Annotated in this window: 21 protein-coding genes and 2 pseudogenes; 7 read left to right on the top strand and 16 right to left on the bottom strand. The window is 69.6% G+C overall.

From position 1 onward, the window contains the following. The 8 genes and pseudogenes from AVL59_RS10820 to AVL59_RS56310 all read right to left on the bottom strand — a co-directional run. On the bottom strand, positions 1 to 1,188 hold the full coding sequence (locus tag AVL59_RS10820) for an NAD(P)/FAD-dependent oxidoreductase (RefSeq protein ID WP_067302101.1): 1,188 nt from the start codon (positions 1,186 to 1,188) through the stop codon (positions 1 to 3). Between the two features lie 84 nt (positions 1,189 to 1,272). Continuing rightward, positions 1,273 to 1,503 carry a phosphopantetheine-binding protein gene (locus AVL59_RS10815; RefSeq protein ID WP_067302098.1) on the bottom strand — a complete coding sequence of 77 codons (231 nt, stop codon included), beginning with the start codon at positions 1,501 to 1,503 and terminating at the stop codon, positions 1,273 to 1,275. 34 nt (positions 1,504 to 1,537) lie between these two features. Next, positions 1,538 to 3,124, bottom strand: coding sequence for an amino acid adenylation domain-containing protein (locus tag AVL59_RS10810; RefSeq protein WP_067302095.1), 1,587 nt, complete (start codon positions 3,122 to 3,124; stop codon positions 1,538 to 1,540). A gap of 376 nt (positions 3,125 to 3,500) precedes the next feature. Beyond that, positions 3,501 to 3,695: a hypothetical protein gene (locus AVL59_RS52050; protein WP_159399891.1), complete on the bottom strand. Its 195-nt coding sequence runs from the start codon at positions 3,693 to 3,695 to the stop codon at positions 3,501 to 3,503. 240 nt (positions 3,696 to 3,935) lie between these two features. Continuing rightward, a complete protein-coding gene (locus tag AVL59_RS10800; RefSeq protein WP_067302090.1) occupies positions 3,936 to 4,151 on the bottom strand; it encodes an MbtH family protein in 216 nt (71 codons plus the stop codon). Between the two features lie 820 nt (positions 4,152 to 4,971). Further along, positions 4,972 to 5,838 (bottom strand): helix-turn-helix domain-containing protein, encoded by an 867-nt coding sequence (locus tag AVL59_RS10795; protein ID WP_067302087.1) that lies wholly within the window; start codon positions 5,836 to 5,838, stop codon positions 4,972 to 4,974. Between the two features lie 158 nt (positions 5,839 to 5,996). Then, positions 5,997 to 6,272 carry a GMC family oxidoreductase N-terminal domain-containing protein gene (locus AVL59_RS52960; protein ID WP_079146631.1) on the bottom strand — a complete coding sequence of 92 codons (276 nt, stop codon included), beginning with the start codon at positions 6,270 to 6,272 and terminating at the stop codon, positions 5,997 to 5,999. A gap of 51 nt (positions 6,273 to 6,323) precedes the next feature. Continuing rightward, positions 6,324 to 6,526 (bottom strand): annotated as a pseudogene (locus AVL59_RS56310) (hypothetical protein); the annotation flags it as partial. Between AVL59_RS56310 and AVL59_RS56305 the strand changes: the two are divergent. Beyond that, positions 6,525 to 6,830: pseudogene (locus AVL59_RS56305) on the top strand (SDR family NAD(P)-dependent oxidoreductase); the annotation flags it as partial. The pseudogenes AVL59_RS56310 and AVL59_RS56305 sit on opposite strands and share 2 nt — an antisense overlap. A gap of 44 nt (positions 6,831 to 6,874) precedes the next feature. Here AVL59_RS56305 and AVL59_RS54065 read toward each other — a convergent pair. Beyond that, positions 6,875 to 7,048: a hypothetical protein gene (locus AVL59_RS54065; RefSeq protein WP_237281969.1), complete on the bottom strand. Its 174-nt coding sequence runs from the start codon at positions 7,046 to 7,048 to the stop codon at positions 6,875 to 6,877. A 112-nt stretch (positions 7,049 to 7,160) separates the two neighbouring features. On the opposite strand from AVL59_RS54065, the gene AVL59_RS10780 reads away from it, so the two are divergent. Together AVL59_RS10780 and AVL59_RS10775 are read left to right on the top strand one after the other, a co-directional pair. Further along, complete coding sequence (locus AVL59_RS10780) at positions 7,161 to 8,192, top strand: SMP-30/gluconolactonase/LRE family protein (RefSeq protein ID WP_067302080.1); 1,032 nt, start codon at positions 7,161 to 7,163, stop codon at positions 8,190 to 8,192. Between the two features lie 158 nt (positions 8,193 to 8,350). Beyond that, positions 8,351 to 9,541 carry an acyl-CoA dehydrogenase family protein gene (locus AVL59_RS10775; RefSeq protein ID WP_067302077.1) on the top strand — a complete coding sequence of 397 codons (1,191 nt, stop codon included), beginning with the start codon at positions 8,351 to 8,353 and terminating at the stop codon, positions 9,539 to 9,541. Here the strand turns inward: AVL59_RS10775 and AVL59_RS10770 are convergent. Continuing rightward, the gene (locus AVL59_RS10770; protein ID WP_237281472.1) at positions 9,480 to 9,692 is read right to left on the bottom strand and encodes a hypothetical protein; all 213 of its coding nucleotides are present in this window, start codon (positions 9,690 to 9,692) and stop codon (positions 9,480 to 9,482) included. The two genes, AVL59_RS10775 and AVL59_RS10770, sit on opposite strands and share 62 nt — an antisense overlap. A gap of 51 nt (positions 9,693 to 9,743) precedes the next feature. After that, positions 9,744 to 10,676: an alpha/beta fold hydrolase gene (locus AVL59_RS10765; RefSeq protein WP_079146630.1), complete on the bottom strand. Its 933-nt coding sequence runs from the start codon at positions 10,674 to 10,676 to the stop codon at positions 9,744 to 9,746. Between the two features lie 100 nt (positions 10,677 to 10,776). Here AVL59_RS10765 and AVL59_RS10760 point away from each other — a divergent pair, with 100 nt between their 5' ends. Further along, positions 10,777 to 11,187 (top strand): winged helix-turn-helix transcriptional regulator, encoded by a 411-nt coding sequence (locus AVL59_RS10760; protein ID WP_067317125.1) that lies wholly within the window; start codon positions 10,777 to 10,779, stop codon positions 11,185 to 11,187. Between the two features lie 442 nt (positions 11,188 to 11,629). Here the strand turns inward: AVL59_RS10760 and AVL59_RS10755 are convergent, their stop codons facing one another. The 3 genes from AVL59_RS10755 to AVL59_RS10745 form a co-directional block, all read right to left on the bottom strand. Then, positions 11,630 to 11,935, bottom strand: coding sequence for a hypothetical protein (locus AVL59_RS10755; protein WP_067302074.1), 306 nt, complete (start codon positions 11,933 to 11,935; stop codon positions 11,630 to 11,632). Between the two features lie 145 nt (positions 11,936 to 12,080). Continuing rightward, complete coding sequence (locus tag AVL59_RS10750; RefSeq protein ID WP_067302071.1) at positions 12,081 to 13,706, bottom strand: sensor histidine kinase; 1,626 nt, start codon at positions 13,704 to 13,706, stop codon at positions 12,081 to 12,083. Beyond that, positions 13,700 to 14,386: a response regulator transcription factor gene (locus AVL59_RS10745; RefSeq protein WP_067302069.1), complete on the bottom strand. Its 687-nt coding sequence runs from the start codon at positions 14,384 to 14,386 to the stop codon at positions 13,700 to 13,702. The genes AVL59_RS10750 and AVL59_RS10745 overlap by 7 nt, the downstream gene beginning before the upstream one ends. 382 nt (positions 14,387 to 14,768) lie before the next feature. Between AVL59_RS10745 and AVL59_RS10740 the strand changes: the two genes are divergently transcribed. From AVL59_RS10740 to AVL59_RS10730, 3 genes are all read left to right on the top strand, one after another. Then, a complete protein-coding gene (locus tag AVL59_RS10740) occupies positions 14,769 to 15,200 on the top strand; it encodes a hypothetical protein (protein WP_067302067.1) in 432 nt (143 codons plus the stop codon). Between the two features lie 728 nt (positions 15,201 to 15,928). Beyond that, a complete protein-coding gene (locus tag AVL59_RS10735; protein ID WP_067302064.1) occupies positions 15,929 to 16,135 on the top strand; it encodes a hypothetical protein in 207 nt (68 codons plus the stop codon). A gap of 124 nt (positions 16,136 to 16,259) precedes the next feature. Further along, the gene (locus tag AVL59_RS10730; protein WP_067302062.1) at positions 16,260 to 16,757 is read left to right on the top strand and encodes a SigE family RNA polymerase sigma factor; all 498 of its coding nucleotides are present in this window, start codon (positions 16,260 to 16,262) and stop codon (positions 16,755 to 16,757) included. Positions 16,758 to 16,892: 135 nt separating this feature from the next. On the opposite strand, the gene AVL59_RS10725 is transcribed toward AVL59_RS10730, so the two are convergent. After that, the gene (locus tag AVL59_RS10725; protein WP_159399890.1) at positions 16,893 to 18,692 is read right to left on the bottom strand and encodes a site-specific integrase; all 1,800 of its coding nucleotides are present in this window, start codon (positions 18,690 to 18,692) and stop codon (positions 16,893 to 16,895) included. A 110-nt stretch (positions 18,693 to 18,802) separates the two neighbouring features. After that, positions 18,803 to 19,150: a helix-turn-helix domain-containing protein gene (locus AVL59_RS10720; protein WP_067302057.1), complete on the bottom strand. Its 348-nt coding sequence runs from the start codon at positions 19,148 to 19,150 to the stop codon at positions 18,803 to 18,805. Positions 19,151 to 19,153 lie beyond the last annotated feature (3 nt).

Below are 19,153 nucleotides of genomic sequence, written 5' to 3'. Positions count from 1 at the left end.
TCAGCTCTGGTCGAGCAGCGTCAAGAGTTCGGTGTTGTAGAAGTCGTCGATGGAGCAGGCGCCCGACAGCGTCGAGAAGTACCGGTCGATCAGCTCCTGGTGACCGACCAGTTTCCGCAGCAACTCGGCCCGCCCCTCGGGCTTGAGCTCGGCCACGTTGAGCGCACCCTGGTAGTGGCTGAGAGCGTCGTCGTCGAGGTCGTCCTCGTAGCGCCGCAGCGCGTCCTCCAGCGCCGCGTCGTCGTGCAACCGCTCCCCGATGTGGCCGGTGAGCGACTGGGCCTGGACGAAGGCTTCGGTGATGCCGCGGGCGGTGATGGAGTCCTTGTGGTTCACCGCGTCACCGACCAGCGCCCACCCGGGCCCGAATGCCTTGCGGAAGTAGTTCTCCTGGTGCCCGGTGCCGTACAGCTGCTCCACGCGCTCGCCCGCCGACATCCGCTCGTACAGCTCGGGCGCCGTCGTGCGGAAGGCATCGAGGTAGGCGGGTTCCACCGCCTTGCGGATCTCGGAGAACTCGTCCTGCGGGAAGTAGGCCATGAGCAGCGCGAGGTCGTCATTGGTGGGTATGACACCGATCCAGCGCCCCTGCCGCTCGTACAGCTCGAAGTGCGCGGGAACCCCGGCCCAGTAGCTGTAGTAGGTGCAGGTCATCCGCGGGTGCTCGATGACGTTCGGCGCGCCGGTCTTGCGGGCCACCAGCGATCGCATGCCGTCCGCGCCGACGACGAGGCGCGCCCGGTCCGTCGCCTCGGCGCCGCCGGGCGTCGTGTACCGCACCCCGACGACCCGGTCGCCCTCGAACACCAGATCGTTGACCGCGCAGGACTCCCGGAACTCCACGCCGGCCGCCACGGCACCGCCCGCGAGGATCGGGTCGAGCACGTACCGCCTCGGCGCATATGTCGTCCGCTGACCGTCGATCGGCAGGGAGAAGCCGTCGATGCGGACACCTGGCGCCTCGTAGCTCTGGTGGTCGATCGGCCGGCAGCCCGCGTCGCGGAGCGCGTCGAGCAGCCCCCACCGTTTGAGCAGCGCCACGCCCTCCGTGTGGATGTAGTGCGAGGACAGCGTGTCCTGCGGGAACCGCGCCTTCTCCAGGAGCAGGACACGATAACCCTGTCGCGCGAAAAGCATGGCCGTCGGCGAACCCGCACAACGGGCACCGATGACAATGACGTCGTACATGGCGCCTCTCTATACCGAGTGGTTCTTGGATTCCAACGCAGTCATGGCCGGACAACCATGGAAGGGCGCCAACGACGCCTGAGGTCAGGGGGTCACCGCACCCATGGACTCGATATACGAAGAAATCGAAGCCACCGTCGGGTTGAGGAACATCTGGTCCACCGGGACTTCGACGCCCAGCTCTTCGATGAAAGCACCCTGGATTTTGGCCATGATCACGGACTGGCCACCCAGCGCGAAGAAATCGTCGTCGACCGATATGTCATCGCGCTGGAGTTCGCGGCACCAAATGGCACGCACCTTGTCGGCAATCATCACAGTCCTCTCGGTTGTCATCAAGGTCCGGCGGCTACGCCGTCGTGCCGCGCACGGCGAACTCGTTCCGGCACGCGTCGACCAGCGCCTTGCGGTCCACTTTTCCGTGCGGACTCAACGGAAGCCGGGGGATGTTGACGCACCGGGCCGGAACCATGTTCCGCGGCAGCGTCCGAAGGAGGCGGGCGCGCACGTCGCTCTCGGCGAGCTCGCCTTCCGACGGGACGATGAACGCGACCAGTTCCACCTCGCCGGCGTCGGTGTGGCCGATCACCACGGCGGCCTCCCGGACCCCGGCCAGCCTGCCGAGCGCGCGCTCGATGTCGGTGGGGTCGATGCGCATGCCCCGCACCTTCACCTGCGCGTCCATCCGGCCGACGACGACGAGTTCCCCGGCCCGGGTCACGTAGCCGCGGTCGCCCGTGCGGTACAGCCTGCGCGGCTCGCCGTCGACCGTGACCGTCGTGAACTTCTCGGACTCGGGACCCGTGCCGTTGAGATAGCCCGCGCCGACACTGCTGCCGGAGATGCAGACCTCGCCGTACTCCTCCTCACCGACACCACGCATCCCCTCGTCGAGGATGTGGATCTCCGTGTTGTGGACCGGCCTGCCCACCGGCGGGATGTCATGTTCGCCGGGACGGTACTCGGCGAGGTCGTACGACGTCGCGACATCCGTGCACTCGGCGACGCCGTACTGGTGCAGCAGGGTGCACCTGTTCCCCTCGCGCCGCGCCCAGTCCGCGATCCTTTCGACCTTCAGCGGTTCCCCGCCGAAGAGCACGTAGTCCAGCCGGGTGAGCGCCTCACCTCCGCGTGCGGTCTCCCAGTCCACCAGCAGGTACAGCGTGCTGGAGGCGCAGTGCACCGTGCGTATCCCGTGGTCGGTCAGCATGCGGTACGCCATCAGTGCGTCGAAGTTCCGGCTCGCCATGAGGTACTGGGTGGCACCGCAGAACAGCGGCGTCATCAGGCTGCGCTGGGAGAGGTCGAACCCGAACGCGCTGACGACCAGGTTGTGCGACCCGCGGTCCAGGCCGTACTCGAGCATCAGCCAGTTCATCAGGTTGAACCAGCCCTCGTGCCGCACCGCGGTCAACTTCGGTGTCCCGGTCGACCCGGACGTGAAGACCGCGTAGCAGACGTCGTCCCCGGTGACGGAGACGTCAGGAGAGGTCGTCGGGAGGCCGGCCGGCTGATCGGAGAGCTGCTGCGGATCGACGACCTCGGCGGCCGCCGACTCCACCAGCCCGGCCGTCGCCGGGGAGGCCACGATCAGGGCGAGGCCGGGGATCTGCCCCAGCAGCAGTTGGAGTCTCGCCGCCGGGTAGGCCGGATCGAGCGGTACGTAGGCCGCGCCCGCCTTCAGCGTGCCGAGGATGGCGACGAGCATGTCGGTCGAGTAGTCGAGGCAGACGCCGACCTTCGCGCCCCGGCCGTGTCCGCGCGCGGCGAGGAAGTGCGCGAACCGGTTCGCCCTCGCGTCCAGTTCCGCGTACGTCACCCGCTGTCCGGCGCAGACGACGGCGACGGCGTCGGGGGTCGCCTTCACGTGCGCCTCGAACTGCTTGTGCACGACGGGCGCCGAGGGCAGGGCAACCCGTTTTCCCTGAAGAATCATCAACTGACTCCGATGTGAATGGTGTCCGGTCGGGCGAGCCGGCGGCGCACCACGGGGACGGGGGCTTGTCCGGCGCCTTGGGGCGGTGAGCCTTTGGGCAGTGAGGCTTGGGGTGGTGCGCCGCTCAGCGGCGTCGAGCACCTCGGTCACCCGCTCGATGGTGAGCGTGGTGGCCTTTCGCCGGCGCTTGTCGGCGCCCGCCGAATCGGTCGGTCGGGGCACCCGTTGGTTCTCGTTGCCGCCGCTCGGGGAAACAGCGGTCCAGTGGTCCTGCTCGGCGAGGCCGGCGCGAACGCCCCGCGGAGTTCGTTGCGCGACCGCCTCTGCTGCTGAGCCTCGCTCGATCAGTGGTCCTGCTCCGGTGGCGACAGGCGGGTCACCTCGGCGTGGTGGGCGAAGCCGAGGCCTTCCGGTCTGCGGTGGTGTCGAACCACCGCGCCGCCCACGCGTACCGGTCGCCGAGCCACCACGCCGAGGAGTTCGTGAACTCGCGCAGGCTGGTCCCGATGCGCCGCTCGGGCTCATTGCTGGTGCCCACCGGCCGCGCCGTGTGACTGCTCGCGGTTCTCACGGGACGTCTCCACTTCGGCCGGCCGTCATGGGACCGAGCAGCGTCGTCCCGGCCGGGTCCGCGAGCCCGCCGCCGGCCGGCCCACGGCTCCCGGCCGGCCCGTGAGCGTCACCGCCGTTGGCCGTGAGCGATGTCGACGGATTCCGCCGCATCGGCTCGACGCCCCGCTCTGCGCCGGGCGCTCGGCACAGGCGAGATACGGACATCGTGTTCCACTCCCCCGTCGGATGCGAGCGGCGTTCAGTCCGCCGCCATGGCCTCCTGCAGGCTCTTCGGACGCATGTCGGTCCAGTTCTGCTCGACGTACTCCAGGCACTCGGCCCTGGCCGCCTCGCCGAAGACCACCCGCCAGCCCGCGGGCACCTCGGCGAACACCGGCCACAGGGAGTGCTGCTCCTCATCGTTGATCACGACGTAGAAGCGGCCGTCCTCGTCGTCAAAGGGGTTCGTGCTCACTGCCACCGTCCTAATCCGTCACGGGATGACTCGAAAGGGGAATCGCAGGGCCGGCGCGGGTTCACAGATCGGCGTCGTCCTGTCGACAGGACACCCGGCATCCGCAGCCACCCTGAAATGCTGACGCCACGCTAAAGACCCGACCGCCAACGCCACAAGGGCAGGACCGCTGGCCTCCTGGTTCGTCGGCCCGGAGCTGCATCCCACTGAGTTGTGCCTGAGTTGTGCCTGAGTTCTGTCCGACTTCTGTGCCACCATGGGCGAGGAGTTGCCCGTAAAACGGGGCTGCACGAATTTCGGGTTCGGCCAGTTACGGGCCGGTGCGAATGGCTCGCCAGGGCCTGGTCTCCCGAGCGGAGAGACGCCGGAAGGGCCCCGGCCGAACGCCGTCGCCCCGCGGCAACTGCGCTTGCGCTGCAATGAGGGCAAGGGGATTCCTGACGGAGGCATCGGCCAAAGCTGTACGCGCGGGCGATTCCCCTACCGAACTGGTCCGGGAGGGCGTGCCGGACGAGTGCGCTCACTTCGGGGCGGCCCCGCGAGCCTGACCAGCGGCTCCCGGAGCTGATCGAGCATCACGGGTTCGTCGCGGTCCATGACGTGGTCGTACTCGGATGTGATCACCCGGTACCAGCCCGGCGCTCGAAGGCGATCACCGAGAAGACGCCGCCCGGGAAAGCGCCACCCCCAGATAGGGTCCTCATGCAGATCGGGGAGTTCGATATCGCCGAGCAGCGCCGGTCATCGTTGCCGGAGTGCCGGGGAAGTCGATGCCCGTCTCTCCGGGGCACGTCTGTACGTGCTCTCCGTGATCGAGGCGTCAGCGGGCGGTACGGCTTTCGACGCCGGGGGCAGAGTGCTCGGCGAGCGTGTCACCGGCCAGGCTCCGCAGCAGGACCAGCGCGTCGGCGCTGGGAGTGCCCGGTTCCGCGGAGTAGACGAACAGCTGCTGGCCGGGCGCGCTGGTGACGGTGAACGCCTCGTAGTGCAGGCGCATCCCGCCCACCAGCGGGTGCCACAGGTGTTTGTCCTCGCTGGTGCGGGGCCGGACCTCGTATCTGGCCCACAGGGCCGCGAACGCGGGGCTGTGCAGCGACACTTCCCCGACGACCTGGGCGACGCGCGGGTCGTTCGGGAAGGGGGCCGACAGCGCCCGGAGGTTGCCGACGACGCCTTGGGCGGCATGATCCCAGTCCCGGTAGAACCGCCGGGCGGCGGGGTCCAGGAAGACCATGCGCAGCAGGTTGTCCATCCGGTCGAACCCGCTGTAGAGCTGCTGACCTGCGGGATTGGCGGCCAGGATGTCCAGGGCGGGGCTGACCACGCAGGCAGGAAGGTCCAGGAAGTGGTTCATCAGCCGGGTCAGTTCCGGGCTGACCGTCCGCGCCGGGTCGGTGACCGCGGTCCGCGGAGCCGGTTGGGCGAGCCTGAACAGGTATCCGGTGGCGTCGCCGTCCAGGCGTAGGGCACGGGCGACGGCTTCCAGGACCTGCTCCGAGGGGTGCCGTTCCCGGCCCTGCTCCAGCCGCGTGTAGTAGTCCGTGCTGACCCCGGCGAGCAGCGCGACCTCTTCCCGGCGCAGTCCGGGCACCCGGCGGGAGGTGTGCCACGGCAGGCCCGCGTCCACCGGCGACACCAGGTCGCGGCGTGCGCGAAGGAAGTCACCGAGTTCGTTGTCCCTCGTCATACGCACCACCGTAACGGCGCGCCGTGTCCTGAACCTGGGTGTGCTGCACCCTGCCCGGGAGGGTGTGCGGCACCCACGGCGCTGTGAACGGACGACGGGCCCGGGGGCGACGCCCGCGACCTTCTGCCGGTGCCAATTCGTCCGGTACGACACCCAGCTCAGTACATGGTCGTGGAGGTTCTCCCCGGCACCGGGAAGGTCGGCGCGCACAGGGATCCCCAGATCCCGCGGATGCGTCGCGGGCCCGATCCCCGGCAGCGGGTCCCGTCGAGCACCAGCCGCTGGACGTGTGCGCGGGTGATCAACGTCAGGTTGGGGCGGGAGAGTACCGGGCGCAGACAGGCGTCGGCCGCGCTCTGCCGCCGGCCGGCGACCACGTTCGTCCCGGTCCACGACACTCCCTCGGTCTGCTTCCCGTTGCCGTCCGCGCCCAGGCGTCGTAGCTGGACCGGTGCCCGCGCAGATGCACGAGACCGTTGATGCTGCTGGAGCCGCCCAGCACGCTGCCCGCTTCACGCGGGTCGTGGGCCCGAACCAGGTCGTCCGCTCGCCGAGCCTGGGTGTACCGCACCCTGCCTGGGAGGGGGTGCGGCACACCCTTCTCCGCCCGGCACGGCGTTCGTAGCGTCTGTTTCCGTACGAGGCGCCGGCTTCGTAGCGACGCAGAGAGGCGGAGAAGGAAGAACATGGACAGGACAGCGGGTGTGCCCGGATCGGCCGTGCCACAGGCGGTGAGCCGTACGGTGGCCCTCGCGCCGGCCGTGGCGTGGCGGGCTGACCGTGGCCAACCTCTACTGCTCGCAGCCCTTGCTCGATCCGATCGGCGCCAAATCAGCGAGTCCGAGGCCCGCGCGCAGTTGGACACCAACCTGTTCGGTGCGCTGTGGGTGACCCAGGCGGCGCTGCCCCTCCTGCGCGCACAGCGCGCCGGGCACATCGTTCAGGTCAGCTCGATCAGCGGCGTCGGCGCCTTCCCGAACGTCGGTATGTACGCCGCGTCGAAGTGGGCGCTGGAAACGTTCAGCCAGTCACTCGCTCAAGAGGTCGCCCAGTTCACCGCGAGCAGGCCCAGGAAGCCCGGCGGGAGCGCAATGCCGTGCAGGGCGATCCGGTCGCGACACGGGACGCCGTACCGCAGATCGTAGACGCGGCCCGCCCGCCGCTGCGCTTCTTCCTCGGCGACGTGGCGCGCGTGGGAGCCGCTGTCCATCGCCGCGCACGGCAAGAACCAGTGCGGCGCCGGGCCACAGCATCAGCCACAACAGCCCGCAGTCCCGCACCCGTCCGTCCGTCCGTCCAGGACGGTTCTCAGGAGAACAGAAATGCGCATCAGCAGCAGAATACGGATCACCGCCACGGCCACGGTCGTCGCGTTCGCCGGCGCCGCCCTGCCCGCGTCCGCCGGGACACCCGGCCTCGGCAGCCCGCACATCATCAGGCACCTCGACCTGGCGGCCGGCCAGCAGCCGGAGAACCTGACGACCGAACCGAACGGTTCCCTCGATGTGACCATGTCCTTCGCGCACCAGATCGTCCGCCTCACCGCGGACCGCGGAACGCACGTCCTGGGCACGCTCCCGGCCCCTCCGACCGGAACCGACGCACCCCTGACCGGCCGTGCTTTCATCGGCGGCATCGTCCGGCTCCCCGACGGCACCCTCTACGTCCTTTATTCCGCCGGCACCGCTGACCTCACCGGCCTGTGGAGGCTCCGCCCGGGCGACGTCCCCAGCCGGGTGGTCCCCCTGCCGGCGAACAGCGTCCCCAACGGCCTTGCCCTGCATGGCGGTTACCTGTACGCCACCGATTCCTCGCTGGGCGCCATCTGGCGCATGACGCCGGACGGCACAGCCGCGGCGGTCTGGAAGAAGGCGCCCGAGCTCGCCGCACGCACACCGAGCGGATTCGGCGCCAACGGACTCAAGATCCGCGACAACGCCGTCTGGGTCACCACCATGGACAAGGGCACACTGCTGCGTGTCCCCATCGGCCGCCATGGCACCCCCGGCACCGTGCACACCGTCGCCGCCGGACTCGGAGCAGTCGACGACTTCACCTTCACCGGCCACGGCGACGACGTGCTGGCCGCCGACAACGCCGGCAACCGGGTCGAACTCATCCGTCCCGACGGCTCTCACACCGCGGTGCTCACCGCCGCCGACGGGCTGCAGAACCCCACGTCCCTCGCACGCCGCGGCGACACGGTGTACGTCGCGGACGCTTCCTACTACACCCACACCGACCCCAACCTGATCGCCGCACCCGTCGAACTCCTGGAGCACGTCCGGGTCCGCGACGACGCGGCGGGCGCGGGGCAACGGGCGGCAGCCGGTCCCGGGCCACGGCGGTCCTGACACCGATCGAGCAGTCATTGACCTGTCGGGTGAGCAGTCGACCGGATCAGGATGACGGTCCGCCGAGTGCCCGCGGTGCCGGACAGCACCCGGTGACACAGCAGGCTCGGCAACGCGGAGGTGCCGCGTTTCCTGAGCCGAACCCCTCTGGAGGAGACGTGAGCACCACCGTGCCGGAGTTCCGCACGCTGTCGGACCGTGTCGACCACGCTTTGGTCCGGTCCGTCGAGGAGTTGCTCCCGATGCTGCGTGAGAACGCCGCCGACGCCGAACGGCTGCGGCGGCTGCCTGAGGCCGGCATCGAGGCTCTCGAAACCCTTGGCATCACCCGGCTCACGGTGCCCAGGCGTTTCGGCGGTCTTCAGGTGAACGCGGCGACAGAGTTCGAAGTGGTGCGCACCATCGCCCGTGCGTGCGGATCGACATCGTGGGTGATGGCGTTGTACGCCGTGTGCGGCTACTGGGCGGCATTGTTCCCCGACCCGGTCCAGGAACTGGTGTTCAGCGGCCCAGGAGCCCGCGTCGCGGGAGTGTCAGCGCCGGGCGGAACACTCGTACCCACCGAAGGCGGCTACCTGCTGACCGGAAGGTGGCCCTGGAACACGGGCGTCCTGCACGCCACGTGGAACGTTCTGGCAGCCGTCCTGGCCCACGAGGACGGCGCCAACGAGCCGTATCTCGCCGTCGTTCCCACCACCCAGATGGAGATCATCGACGACTGGCACATGAGTGCCATGCAGGGCACGGGCAGCAGCACCTCGGTCGCCCGGGACGTTTTCGTCCCGCACGACCGGGCCCTGCCTCTCCCCGGACTGCTGCGAGGCGACCACGCCTCCGCGGCCAACGCAGGAGTCGTCGAGTACTCCTATGCGGTCTTCCCGTTCCTGCTCTCCGCGAGCGTGGGCACCCCCATCGGCATCGCGCAGGGCGCACTGGAGTCCTTCGTCGAGCGTGCTCCCGAACGCGCCACGTCGTTCGAGAACCCGGCTCGGCAGGCGACAAGCCCGGTGACACAGTTCCAGCTCGGAGAGATCAGCATGTCGATCGAGGCAGCCCTCGCCATCTCCCGCGACACCATCGCCGCGCTGGAACGGCACGCCGTCCAGGGCACGCCCATGAGCACCGAGGAGCGCATCCGGGTGCGCGCGGCAGTGGCGTACGCGACCCGCTTGTCGGCCGACGCGACCACAAGGGGCCCGGCGCCTGGGCCGACCGCGGCGAGCACAACCGCCACCACGGCGCGCGTCACGGCAACCACCACCACGGCGGCGGTCACTCCGGTGGCGGCTACTCCGGCGGTCCGGTCGTCGGGCCCACGAAAGCGTCCGAGACCTGCTGCACGTCGCTGACGCCCTGCAAGCCCTCGATGGCCTTGTCGGTGCTGGTCCTGTACGCGTCCCAGTACGGCTTGAACTTCGTCTCGGAGCCGGGCGTGGCATACGCCGCCTCGACAACGCCCTCCATCCGGGTGTTCGCCTCCTGGAGGCTCTGCTGCGTCATCTCCCTCTGCCGGCGCGGCCGGTTCGATCGGAGTCAGGGCCATGGCCGCCCTCATGTGGTGATGTCGGCCGCCAGGAAGGGCTGGAGCAGTGCGAGCAGGGCCGCGGGGCGGTCCAGCGGGATGATGTGGCCGCAGTCCTCGAGGACATGGCCGATCAGGTCGTCGGCGATCGGGCGCAGTTGCTGTTCGAGCGCGGCACCGATGGGGTGCGCTCCGACGGCCATGGTGGGCATCGTGAGCCGGGCCGTGGCGGCGGCGTCCTGGAGCTGTCGGGCGCTGGCGGGCAGGGCGCGGTAGTAGGAGAAGGCGCGGCACAGGACGTCCTCACCGGTGTAGGCGGTGATGAACGCCTCGCGGAGCGCGGTGGGGACGCCGCGACCGAGCGTGCCTTGGTCGAGGAACCAGCCGATGTACCGGTCCTCGTGGCCGGTCAGCACGGACTCCGCGAGACCGGGCTCGGAGTGGAAGCCGAACCACCACCGGGGCCCGCCCGCCGCGGGCCACCCGTCGCCCGTACCGCCGCTCGGCAGTCCGCCGAGGAGCGACTCCATCAGCACCAGTCGCCGGACGAGGTCGGGGCGCCGCAGGGCGAGCAGGAAGGCGGGAGGGGCTCCCGCGTCGATGCCGGCCACAGCGGCGCGCGTGGCGCCGAGTGCTTCCAGCAGGCACTCTGCGTCCCGTGCGAGTGTCGCGGCGTCGTATCCCGCTCCCGTGGGCTCCCCCGCGGGCGCTTCTCGGCCGGTGGCCAGCCACCGCAGGTCCGGTGCGATCACCCGGTGGCGTCGGGCCAGCGGGCCGATGACCGCCCGCCACAGTTCCCAGGTGTGCGGGAAGCCGTGCAGCAGCAGGAGTGCGGGGCCCTCGCCGGCGAGGGCCACCCTGAGTGCCACGCCGTTGACGGCGACGGTGCGTATCTCCACGTCCGGATGTTTGCCCGGACCGGCGGCGTGGCGGGCGGGCGGCGGGGGCGACACGTGGGACATCACATCAACTCCAAGCGATAACCATTGGTTACAACCTGAACCTAGGTGACTAGAGTTGACGTACCAAGACGGCACTTTCACGAAAGACGGTGAGCTCCAGGTGACCACCCGCCCGACGGGTCCCCTCACCGCACGCGGGGACCTCTTCGAACCGGACTGCCCGACGCGCCGGCTGCTCGACAGGATCGGCACGAAATGGACGTCCATGGCGATCAAGGTGCTCTCCGAGGCCGCCCCGGAGGAGGTGCGCTTCGCCGAGCTCCAGCGCAGGATGCCCGGCGTGTCGCAGAAGATGCTGTCGGCGACCCTGCGAAACCTCACCCGCGACGGCCTGGTCACCCGCCGAGTCCAGCCGACCGTCCCTCCCCGCGTGCACTACCGGATCACCGCACTGGGGCTGTCTCTTGAGGTGCCGCTCGCCGCGCTCCGGTCCTGGGCCGAGGAACACATGGCCGAGATCGACACCTACCGCCACCGCCACGCCGAACAGAACGCGAACGACCAGGACTGAACCGGCTCCGCCGCACGACGGGTTCCGCGATGGCGGCAGCTTTCGGGCCGAGGCTCAGATGAATCCGACCAGCTCGCAGATTCCCGCACACCGCAGTTCGTGAACACACCGGCTGGTCCCCGCCGGATGAGGCAAGGCGCCGTCCGGTTCGCCGAGTGACTGGGGAGGTGATCAAGAGGTGACCGAGGTCGCCGCGTTCGTTCATGTTCTGCTGCGGCAGCGCGGCGGGCTACCCGGGCTGATGACCGTGTTGGGGCGGTTCACTCCGATCGTGCAGGCGTTGCCGCCTGGCGCTGCTGTTGCTCAGGCTGGTGGTGCCCTCCGGCTGTTTGCGGCAGGGCCGGTCGAGCTCGCGCAACGGATACGGCTGCAGGCTCTGGCGTGGTTCGGGCTGGACACTGTGGTGGGCATCGGGCCGTGCTGGTCGGTCGCGGCCATGGCTTCAGCCCGCCCGGGGAGGGGCGGCATCCAGTACGTGGCGCCATCGGAAACGGAGCAGTTCCTGGCGCCACAGGCGATCGAGGACCTTTATGGCATCCGCCGAGGCCAGGCTGTCGAACTTCGGCGCCTCGGGGTGGAAACGATCGGCCAGCTCGCGGTCCTGCCACCGGCTACCGCGCTGCGGATCCTGGGCCGTTCCGCCCGTATTTTGCAAGAACGCGCCCGCGGGTACTTGAGACCTCCACGCGCAGTCATGGGCGGCGGCGCTGACCAGCAGTCGGACGTCGGCAGCAAGATGCGCGCACATCCCTCGACGGGTGGCCAGGCCCCCATCGTGGAGCGAAGGTCGAGCGGTCGTGGGCGCCGCCATGTGGTCGACGTGTCCACGCCGTGCCCGTGCGCCGCTTGCTGCCGGGCCCGAGGACGCGAAGTCAGCCCATGGTCATGCCGGTTCAACGAACACGTGCGGTGCGGGCGGCGAGCAGTTCGTCGGCGGCTGCGGGCATGCCTTCGTCGCGGAGGATGTCGGCGAGGCCGGTGACTTCCCAGGCGGGTGCCTTCCGGGCGACGTGGAGGAGCAGTGCGTGGAGGTGGTGGTCGCGTCCGGCTGTGATGAGGGCGCGTGCCAGGTCGGGCACGACGTCTTCGAGGGGCTGGTGTCCGGCGTTGTGGGTGAAGAGTTCGGGGATGTCGTCGGGCTGGTCCCAAGCGTGCAGGAGTTCGGTGACCAGCGGCAGGACGTCCTCGTGGGCGAGGGGCAGTCGTACGGTGAACCGGGCGCCTGGTTGGTCTTCCTGGCTGGGGGCGAGGGTGAGGGTCCCGTGGTGGAGTGTGGTGATGCGGCGGGCGATGGCCAGGCCGAGGCCGGTGCCCCCGGCGTCCCGTGTGCGGGCGTCGTCGAGCCGACTGAAGCGTTCGAAGATGGTCTCCCGGTGTTCGGGCGAGATGGGCGGGCCGTCGTTGGCCACGTCGAGTACGGCTTGTCGGCGTTCGTGGTCCAGGGTGAGCGCGACGGCGATGGTGGTGGCCGCGTGGCGTTCGGCGTTGCCGAGAAGGTTGGCCAGGACGCGGGCGAGCAGGCCCGGGTGGCCGGTCACGGCCACGGGTTCGTCGGGTGCGGCGACGACCAGGCTCAGGTGATCGGGTACGTCACGGCGGGCGACCGCGTCGCGGATCAGGTCGGGCAGGTCGACTTGCTTGGTCAGGAGGGTCTTCGAGTGTGGGGCTTGGGCGTCGAGGCGGGCCAGGAGCAGCAGGTTCGTGGTGATGTCCTGGACATGAAGAGTGTCGTGCAGAGCGTCACGGGCGGCGTCGGGCCAGTGGGCGTTCCCGGAGGGGGCGAGCGCGAGTTCGAGTTCGGCGCGCAGACAGGCGAGCGGGGTGCGCAGTTCGTGGGCGACGTCGGAGGTGAATTGCCGTTGCCGGGCGGCCGCTTCATCGAGCCGGTCCAGGGCGTTGTTCATCGTCGCCACCAGTTGCGTGAACTCCCGGCCGCCGCGCGCCGTCGGTATGCGCTGGTCGAGGCTGCTCAGGCTCAGTGCGGCGAACTGTTTGCGGATTCCGTCCAACGGTTTCAGGGCCCGGCTGACGACCAGCCATGTCCCGCCGGCAGTCACCAGGGTGAGCACCAGCGTGCCGCCGGCGAGCCGCCACACGGTGGTGTTCAGGCGTTGCTGGTCCGCCCAGACGTCCGGCGGGAACGTCCCGTCGGCCTGTTCCGATGCGACGAACGTGGCGTCGTGCGGGTCGGTCCATGGCCACAGGGACAGGTGTTCGCCTCGGACCAGGGGGCGCGTGTCACGCGGGTCGGGGGACGAGTCGGGAGGCGGTTCGACGCAGGACGTGTTGTCGGGACCGGTTTCGCACACGGGCGACTCGGCCACCTCGGCGCTTGTGCCGTTGGTGACCCGCTCGATCGCCGAGGCCACCAACGAGTTGCGCACGGCGACGGCGCTGGCGACGGCGGCCAGCGTCAGCAGGACGGCGGCCAGGGCGGTCGCGGCCAGTGTCAACCGCAGTCGCACGCTGCCCAGGCGCAGACCGCGCTCGGCTCGCCCGGCCCGACGAGCCCTCAGCATGCGCCCTCCGGGGCAACGTCGAGCCGGTAGCCGACCCCCCGGACGGTGCGGATGGACCGCCGTCCGAAGGGGGTGTCGATCTTGCGGCGCAGGGCGCTGACGTAGACCTCGACCACGTTGACGTCTCCATCGAACCGGTCGTCCCAGACGTGCTCCAGGATCTCCGTCTTCGTGACCGTCTGACCGCCGCGCCGCGCCAGGTACTCCAGGACCGAGAACTCCCGCACCGTCAGGGCCACCGGCACCGTGCCGCGACGGCAGTGCCGGGCCGCGGGGTCCACCTCCAGGTCCCCGACGCGCAGCACGGCGGGGCGTTGCGGCTGTCCGCGCCGCATCAGCGCGCGCAGCCGGGCCAGGAGCGTCACGAACGAGAACGGCTTGGTCACGTAGTCGTCCGCACCGACATCCAGGCCTTCCGCCTCGTCGTACTCCCCGTCCATCGCCGTCAGCATCAGCACCGGCGCCCAGATGCCCGCCTCACGCAGCCGGCCGCACACTCCGTATCCGTTCAGGCCCGGCAGCATCACGTCCAGCACGATCGCGTCGTACGGGTTCTCGCCCGCCCGCTCGAGCCCCGACGGTCCGTCGTGCACGACATCGACCGCCCATCCCTCACCGACCAGGCCGCGCCGCAGCAGCTCCGCCATCCGCCGGTCGTCCTCAACCACCAGTACGCGCATGGCTCCAGCATGAGGGAATCCACCTGTGGCCAACCTGAAGAGCCGGACACCGTCCGGGAGTTGGCGCACGAGCCTTTCTTTCAGAAACCTTCAGCTTCTCCACAGCCCCTGGCTGCCACAGTCGTCGCCTGGCAGGGCGTTCCCGACGCCACGCCGTCAACGGCTCTCGCGCGCTTTTTGGTCAGCGTGCTGCGCCGTGCCCGTGACCTGTGACGTCGCCATTGATCAGGGTGGCGGCTCCGGCTGTCCATTCAATGGCGCGGCCGGGAAAGTCGAGGTCGTACGGCACCGGATCTGCACGTCAGGTCCGGCTGTTCACCGGCCGCCATCTCACACGCGGCCGTTCCGGAAGGCAGCAGCCCCTCGTTCGAAGGAGCACCTGGTGTCGATCACCACCATCAGCAAGCCGATCGCCCTGGCCGTGGCCGCCCTGGCCCTGAGCGGCGGGCCGGGCGCTGCGGCTTCAGGGCAACCCGCTCAGGCAAGGCCCGCATCGCCGACGGTCATCGAGTACTACTCCGACGTGCGGCACATCCGTTTCTCCAATCTTCAGTGCACGGCCCAACTCGACGCCAAGAAGACGGCGCCCGGACACTGGTTCGTGGTCGCCACGTTCCGCAAGAGGACGGATGCCGGCATCTGCGCCTACTACCTGTGGCGCAATAAGGGCCACGGAGAGTACAAGACTCTGTCGCACGGGGTTCTGCGAAGGGACAAGGTCCATCAGACCGCCTGGTACTGGGACGGGCCTGGCTACCACGTGGTCATGGGACTTGACGACGGGTCCGAGAAACGACAGAGCGAGCCGTACTGACCGGCTGCCAAAGGATCCACTAGGCGCTCGTACTGACCCACCTCCCCGGTAGGCGGCCCATCATGACGGGCCGTCAATTCCGGAGGCCGGGCTGCTGGCCGGCGCGAGGGGAGCGGCCAGCAGCCCGGTCCTCCTCCCTGTTCGGGCGGAAGGCCGTTGCCCAAAACCCGTCACGGACCGCCCCAAGATCGGCCCGGTCTGCCGCTGTAACGACCCAAGTGCGCCGCGAAGTGCGGCGCCAGTGAGAGGAGTACAGCAATGTCCTCTACTGTGCGCAGCAGCTTCGCGCCGGCCGCGACCGCCCTCGCTCTGGCCGGCGGCCTGGCCGTGGCCGGTTCCGCACACGCCGATGCGCAGGGCGCGCAGCATGTGGCCGCCCAGACCTCCACCCTGGTGCCGGTGTCCGACAACACCTCGGCCGCCGGCGTGAGGAAGATCCGTATCAAGGGCACTCAGGTGGCCCTGCGGGAGTGCCCGCGCACGGGTTGCCGGGTTGTCACACGGGTGTCCCATGCGACCCTGCGGGCGTTCTGCCAGACCAACCGGCACACCACCAAGGTTGCGGGAAACAAGTGGTGGACGAAGGTCACCCTGCTGCACGGCAGCGACCCGGCCTGGGTGAGCAACCACTACGTACGCGGGAGCGGCCCCCAAGGTCCCCCATCTGCCGGGCTGCTGACAGCCCGCCACCAACCCCAACCACCCCTGCTTCCCACAAGGAGACGGACATGCCCGTGCCGTACCACCGCACCCGCGCCGCCAGCGCCCTGGTCCTGGCCACGGGACTGCTCGTCACCGTACCCGTCATGGCTGTTCAAGCCGCCGCCGGCAGCGAGGCGACCAAGTCGGCCCCGCAAGCTGCCGCCGTTCATTCCTGCACCTATCGCTCCACCGTCGGCTACGCGTGCGACTACTGCTACGGCACCGCGACCTGACGACTCGGCCGGCACGGTACCGAGCCTGAGCCGACGCCGGGACGGGCGGGCCTGCCCACTCGGTGTCGCTCCGCCACACAGCACGTACTGACCGCTCATGCCCGCGTGTGAAAGGAGCCCACGCATGGATCCCCGCAAGCATCGCACCGCGGTGCTGGAATTCGAGGAGTACGTCCGTACCCGGCACGACGCTCTGCTGCGCAGTGCCCGGCGCCTGGTCGGCGACCCACTCGACGCCCAGGACCTCCTGCAGATCGCACTGTTACGCACGTACCGCCAGTGGGGACGCATCGCCGACAAACGGCTCGCGGACGCCTACCTGCGCCGCGTCATGATCAACACGCGCACGGAGTGGTGGCGGGCACGGAAGCTGGAAGAAATTCCGACCGCACACATACCCGAGGCGTCCGTCAAGGACACCAGCGACCAGCACGCCGACAGGTCCTTGTTGACGGAAGTCCTGAAGCGTCTGACCCCCAAGCAGCGCAGCGTCGTCGTGCTTCGGTACTGCGAGCAGATGACCACGTTCGAGACCGCCGCCACTCTCGGCATGGCCCCCGGAACGGTCAAAAGCACACTTCACCGCGCCCTCACCCAACTCCGTCAGGAGATCGCACGCTGAGATCGCCATAGTCTGGTCAGCTTGGGAGACCGCCCAGTGCGACCGAGCCAGCCGATGCCCGCGTCGACGGCGCCAATCTCTCGATGGTCCGTCTGGCGAGCGGACGTTGACCACACACGGTCCGCCTTCGGCAGATCACAGTGGGCTCGGGCCTCCGCCGTATGGGTGCGCGGCTCGGACGTACTGCCTGGCTGTGTAAGGGGACAGGCCGAAGAGACGGATGAGGTGGACGGGGTCGGCAGTGTGTTTGGCCTCGTCGAGAATGCGGTCCATCCGCAGGCGTCCGACCTGCAGGCCCAGCCGGCGTAGTGATTTGGTGATCGCCTGGGGGCTGACGGCGGGGTGGGTGTCGTCGACGGCAGTGCACACGGTCACGAGCAGGTAGGGGTTGGTGCTGGTCGGCCAACGGCGATGGCGTTCGGCCCGCCACCGTCGGGCCAGGCGGAAGGTGAGGTCGTCGAGGTAGAGGGTGTGAACGGGCTTGTCCCGGCGCCGTACGAGGAGCGTGCCGCGACTCAGGTCGAGGTCGTCCAGGAGCAGATGGCGCTGGTCATGGCCGCTCAGCGCGTGCACGGCGGCCAGGACGAAAGTGAGCTGGTGACGCACTGACGGCATGCGGTCGAGCGTGCCCCGCAGGCGGTCGTCGGGCAGTGGCCCGGGCAGGGTAACGGCGCTCGTGGTGGAGACGCCTCGGGCCGGATCGCGGAAGATCAGCCTTTCTCGTTTGAGCGCACGGAACAGTGAGCGCAGTGCGGTGGCCAGAGACGATGCGGCCTGCCCCCGCTTCGGCTGGAGTGCCGCCCCGATGTCTTCCCGTGTGATGGCCCGCAGATCGATGACGCCGTCCGCGCACCACGCGCACAGCACAGGTGCGGCCAGGCGCACATGGGAGGAGACCGTGGAAGGCGCAAGTGGCCAGCTGGGCTGAGAGGCCTGCCCGCACAGGACGTCGATCCACCGGTGTACCAAGGGGCGGAAGGAGCCCGGTGCGTCATCAGCCGCGCGCCGGGCCCGGGCCAGGTACGCGTTTGCCCTGTGGTTGGGGCCGAGACGGCCGGTCGGACGCCAGTAATTGATCACCCGCGCGCCGCTGAAGCAGCTGCGGCGGGCCAGCAGGCGCACATCCTCCTCCAGCAGCGGGGCTTCGCCTCCCAGGTAGGCGAGCAGGACACGTAGGGTGCGGATGCTGGGTCCCAGGGCCTGCATCGTCCAGCCGCGGGCGCGGATGTGGGTGACGAAGCCGTCGAGCACCTCCTTGGCCGCCGGTGTCAGGGCGGGAAGGCGGCGTTCGTCCAGCCGGTTCCAGTCGCGGGCCAGGTGGAACAACTCCAGCTGGCCGGGCCGCGCGAGATGCACGGAGACGGGGCGAGCGGCCCGCGACGCTGCCACGGCTTCGCGCCGCTTGATCTGCAGGCGCCGGCGCCCGTACAGACCGCCTTCACGGGCGCGTGTACAGATCAGGTGCAGGGCGAAGGGGCCGCCGAACCAGAGCTGGTCGCCTCCGTCGAGAAGGATGCCGTCGACGTCGTACTCGGTCTCGGCGATCAGCAGCACACAGCTTCGGCGGTGATCGTCCCTGAGTGGCAGCTTTCGACCGCAGCGGTGGCACGGGCCCGTCGGCCGACCGATCGCCCAGTTCTGGCAGGACGCACACCGCTGATCACGCTCGTTCGTCCAGGCCAGGCACTCGCGGCAGTTCCCCACATCCGCTGACATCCAGAAGGGCACCAGCCGCGGCCTGAGCGGCGCAAGCATCCCGGCCCGCTTCAGAGCCGCGTGCAGGGTGGGCCCCATCTGCGGCAGATCCACGAGCGCCTCGGGACGCACCAGGCGCTCGTCCGGCGGTCGGGAGGCCAGCGCAAGCCGCAGACCCTCACTGGTGTGGAAGCGCCACGTCTCGCCGACTCCGCGCTCGGTGGCCATCTCCTCGAGCACGGTCTGGACTTGGGCAAGGTCAGGGATGGCGCGGCCACGGATGAGCTTGCCGTGAGCACGTGTGAACGTGCACAACGGGCGCCACCCGGCAGGTTTCCGCGACGCCATGCTCAGTTCGGCGGCAGACGACGCAGACCGCCCTTGCCACCAGACTGCTTCGGCACCGGCCGGCCACCGCTGCCCGAGCGCAGGCTCCCGCCGACCGCCTGCTGCCCGTCCTGCCTGCCGCTCTCCTCGGTGGCGAGCGACTCGGCCTCCATCAGGTCCGCGACCGTGCACTCCAGGCCGGCACAGATCATGTCGAGATCATCCAGCCGCACAGTCACCGGCGCCTGCGACCACAGCGCACACACCTTGCTCAGCGACGGCGTGAACCCGACCGCCTCAAACGCGGTCTTCAGATCACTGGGCCGCCAGATGTCCCTTCCGGCCGCCACCCAGCGCAGATTCCACTTCACTCC

It is taken from the genome of Streptomyces griseochromogenes (assembly GCF_001542625.1).
Taxonomy (GTDB): domain Bacteria; phylum Actinomycetota; class Actinomycetes; order Streptomycetales; family Streptomycetaceae; genus Streptomyces; species Streptomyces griseochromogenes.
The sequence above is the reverse complement of the archived record's forward strand: the minus strand, read 5'-3'. Positions and strand labels throughout refer to the sequence as shown.